We start from the raw sequence: 4,486 nt of genomic DNA on the forward strand, positions 1-4,486 counted from the left end.
TCTTTTAAGAAGCTTTTAAATACTTTTAGCCCCCCCTCAAAGCCACGTGTAACATGGCTTTCAAACTTTAAAAAAGTACAAACGCCAAGTATTAAAGTACAAACGCCAAGTTAAACACTGTTTAAAAAGTACAAACGCCAAGTTTAAAAAGTACAAACGCCAAGTATTAAAGTACAAACCTATGTATGTACTTTAATTTGTAAAAAAGTATTGACTCAAACAATGTACTTAGTATAAAAACAAACCGATTTATTATTTTTGAGCTGTTTATATGGCTGTAGATCTAAAGAAACATTATCCGAAAGATTGGGTTGTCTTACAAAACCGAGTTGCTGAATGCTTTCGTGGAATGAGCCTTGATGAAAAACGTCTTTTTATCATGTCTACGCCGCTTGCTAGAACAACACAAATATCAAGTAATGAACCTATTTTTATCTCATCTCATGAATTTTCACGTGAGTGTAATGTCGATCTTTCAACCGCATACACAGCACTAGAAACAGCGTCAGAGCGTCTTTTTACCCGATTTTTCGGATATACAGCACAAAATGGGGATCGGGTGAAAATAAGATGGTTGAACAAGGTTGTTTATAAAGTAGGGCAAGGGGGTTCAGAACTCTACTTTACTGATGAAGTCCTTCTTCTTCTTAGGGAGTTTGATGCTTTAAATCCTTATACAAAATATAAAAAAGAGGTTGTATTACGGCTCCGGAAAGACTACTCACTAGACATCTATCACTTAGCTAAGAAACATCAGGTGATGGGCGGTTTTCAAATCAGCCTTAATGATCTTTTTGAACAGCTTGGCTTACCTGAGTCGTATCAAGATTTAAGTAATTTAAAAAAAAGGGTAATTAAACCCTCATTAGATGAAATTAATCAAAATACGGATATTAACCTCAGCTATGAGAATATAAAGCAGGGGCGTTCTGTAGTCGGCTTTAAGTTCACTGTAAAAGAGAAACCAAAACCTAAAACTCTAACGACACAAGCTCGGGACCCGAACACAATAGATATGTTCTGCGATTTAACAGATGCTCAAATCAGCAAATATAGTGCTATTTTAAGTCGTGTAAGTGACATATCTGACCTTTCTACATTCCCGACATACGATGCTTTTACTCTGTTTATTGCCGGTATTTTGAGAGACCCAAAATCAGTACGTGAAGAAACTGCAAAACGGATATTTACAGCATTGCGTAAACATACTGATTTCAAAGGGTAATACCTATTTTCTTTCAAAAAAATAGGTGATCAAAGCAAGTATTCCCAAGGCTTTTGAGATTATTAAATAATCATCACTAGGTACAATATCGACATAGTGAAATGCTGTTAGCATCAACCAAAAGCCTAGGAAAAAAAATATAAACTTAGACTTAAATAAATGAGGGAGTTTTTTAAATATTTCAGCAGTTTTTAAGGTTGCAATATTCATATTAAGTCCTGTTATTAAACCAAATATTTGTTAAATAGTTCGGTGTAAGTGTCTTGATTTACATCGTCTTTATTCAAATTGATTTGAACACTCTCATAAATCCTTCTTAAGAAAACATACTGAATAAAATCATCTGCATAATTCTTAATTCGGGGCAGGTAATTCAGCTCTAAAGGAATGTAGTAGTCCATTTTTCTAAAGTTTTTCCCTGTTTTTTTGAAGTGATAACTGACCGCATCAACAAACAATCGTCCGATCTGGTGCCGATTCCCTTTGAAGACTCCGTAAAATTTCAGATCATCATAAAATGACTGCAACTTAGACATGCCAACGCTTTTGTCATTATTTGAAATAAGTGTATTTATAATTTCAACATAGCTTTTTTTAATCAGCTGCACGCTAGGCTCATCAAATCGCCAAGTCCATGTATAGTTTTTTGCACTTTTCTCCGTATCAGGATAATTCTTTGATTTCTTTTTTGAGTGTGAAAGGCGCACCAGTTCAACATTTTTCCCATTTCCAAACGCAACTTTTAAAAAGGGCTTTTGTAAAACAAATTTGAATTTTTCATGGTCATTAAAATATGTCTGAATCAATGAAATTTGTTCTTGTTCTTCTTCTCGATTCCACGTTGTTTCAACTTCTGATATTCGCTGTTTGACTATTTTCTTTAATTGCCCCTCGCTTTTAAGAGTGTTGTATTCATTGCTTTTTGGAGTTGTCACAAACAGCCAAAATTCCCATATATCTTGGTCATAACGCTTTTGAATAATTAAATCCGCAATAGGCTCATTTTTTTTATTTAAACGATAAGTCCTTTGTCGTGGGCTTAAATCTAAAGAATATTTTTGGCTGAGTTTTTTTATGAGTTTTTGGATTTTATCTGCAAACATCGTGTTATCAGATTCAATAGTAAAGTGACTATAGAAATACGCACCGTTTGCAACTTTATCTACAATTTTTTGCGCTGTATAACGACTGTTCGGGCTGTAATGAATCATTTTATTGTTACCAAGCAATATTTGTTCAATTGTCATCAAACAATATTCTAAAAAGTCCTATGTAATCAAGCAATATTTATTCTAACTAAAAGCTATATTTTATAATGCTTTCAACGATTTTGATTTTTTACCAATGCCAAAGGCATTGGTCGGACTTAATTGACACAATTTGTCATCGTGCAATCAAGTGGTTCCTAGGTGACGGAATTTACATCTGTTTTTGCTTGGTTTATAGTCGCAATATTCATTGACTTAAAGCAGTCTGACCAACTGCCTGACCATTTTCGTTTTAGCGATTTTGAGCAGGCAACAGCCTGCTTAAAGCCATGTTTTTTTAGATAGCGCACAATTCAGAACTAGCCATTTTGAGTTGACCGATTGAGCGTACTACTGGAGAAATCCCGTTCGGTACGATCTGATGGGCGCTAGGGAGTTGTAATACTCCTTTTCGATCCAATCCGTTGTAAACGGGGTTGGGCGACAAGGACACGGGAGCCTATAAACAATCGAATGATTGTGAAGTGGTCGTGAGGTTAGATATAGCCTGACTAGATACAATTTTTTTTGTATTGAAACCCTGTTTTAACGATTACCGTGAGACCCTGACAGGATGTTAAGGGTCACTAATAACGGCAATGTGTTGCGGCAAATGCACTCTAAGAGGGAAGCGCAGCTCATTGGCACAACTGATGGCGTTTGAGGTAACAGCAATGTTACAGGCTAGCTGAGGAGAAATCTGGAAGCAGCGGCACCACTGAGTGAGATCATCTCAAGCAAAGTGGGTCAACGGATAGCTTAAACAGTATACATCCGGAAGCATAAACCGGAGACACGTGTAGATTAAGAGCCATACGCTCAGATTTTGTCTCAAAGTCATATCCACCAAATCTAAGGAACCGCGTGGTGGGGAAAATGGAAGCACTGACAGACAAAAGAGCATTGGCGTTCAATTGCTAAGATCGTTAGAAATAACTTGGGAATCTCCATGCTTAGACATTGAGTTGTCACGGCAAGGCATGGAGAGGGAGAGAGGATGAGTAGGTCGTATAAGTTATGAAAATAACGAAGTCGATGCTGTATTAAACATTGCGAACTCACCAGTGGCGTGGCTGCTAAGGGTGGTAAAGGGAGTAGTGTTGTCGAAAATCCGAGTCGGTTTTATGTTGTTATCTAAAAAAGCGAAACATAGCTAAAAATGGTTTGGTCGCCATTGTTTGTTCTGATAGGTCGGGATTGGTCTCCCGATCTAAGTCAGGACTAAGCAAACGTTAATGAAAGAAAAGAAAATACGGCAGCATAGTCTTGTGTACTGCATGATTTTTTTCATAGTTTCAATTCTAACTAATTGAATATTTAACTAATTTAGAAAAATTAGCGGGAGTCCTCGTTAAGATGAGTTTTTTCCATTCTTTAGTATAAAGAACGACGTATTGTGATAATGACTTGGGTATTTGCCTACCCATGTTCTACTCGACAAACAACGTGAACTCTACGAAAGTGAGATATGACTCCCTCGGTTGCGGCAAAACAACTAAACGAGGTGAGTTCCTAAATCTCTCTATTTTGCTTTCTAAGGCACTTTAATTTACTTCATGTAGGTAATATCAAAAAAACACCTAAAGTAGCTAAAAACCCTTATTTTTTGCATTTAAACGGTATATTTAACGAGTGTCTACGAGTGACACAAAGAAAAGTTGAGCCTCGACCCTCTGAAAAACTGCTTTAAAAAAATAAAAAAGACAAAAGGAATTAAATCAAATGCTGGTATTTGCACCTAGACCGAGCGAAGCGAGCAAAAAAGCTCTATGAGCGAAGCGAATTCATAGCCGCTTTTGCTTTTTTGAATCCTCGAAAGCAGTCACCAAAAAACAGCCCCCAAGACCGAGTGAAACGAGGTCAAAATGCCACGAGCGAAGCGAGTGCCATAGGGCTGTTTTTCACTCCCCTGCTCCTTTTTATTCTTTTAAGAAGCTTTTAAATACTTTTAGCCCCCCCTCAAAGCCACGTGTAACATGGCTTTCAAACTTTAAAAAAGTACAAACGCCAAGTA

The 4,486-nt window shown here is 36.9% G+C and carries 3 protein-coding genes; 1 reads left to right on the forward strand and 2 read right to left on the reverse strand.

All coding sequences use genetic code 11. The features are described 5' to 3' along the window. Positions 1-271: 271 nt before the first annotated feature. Positions 272-1,225: a replication initiation protein gene (locus NI461_RS13735; protein ID WP_179991697.1), complete on the forward strand. Its 954-nt coding sequence runs from the start codon at positions 272-274 to the stop codon at positions 1,223-1,225. A gap of 3 nt (positions 1,226-1,228) precedes the next feature. On the opposite strand, the gene NI461_RS13740 is transcribed toward NI461_RS13735, so the two are convergent. Further along, positions 1,229-1,435, reverse strand: coding sequence for a hypothetical protein (locus tag NI461_RS13740; protein ID WP_179991696.1), 207 nt, complete (start codon positions 1,433-1,435; stop codon positions 1,229-1,231). A gap of 14 nt (positions 1,436-1,449) precedes the next feature. Next, positions 1,450-2,472, reverse strand: coding sequence for a hypothetical protein (locus NI461_RS13745; protein ID WP_247166083.1), 1,023 nt, complete (start codon positions 2,470-2,472; stop codon positions 1,450-1,452). Positions 2,473-4,486 lie beyond the last annotated feature (2,014 nt).

It is taken from the genome of Acinetobacter sp. S4400-12 (assembly GCF_024129495.1).
GTDB lineage: Bacteria > Pseudomonadota > Gammaproteobacteria > Pseudomonadales > Moraxellaceae > Acinetobacter > Acinetobacter lwoffii_C.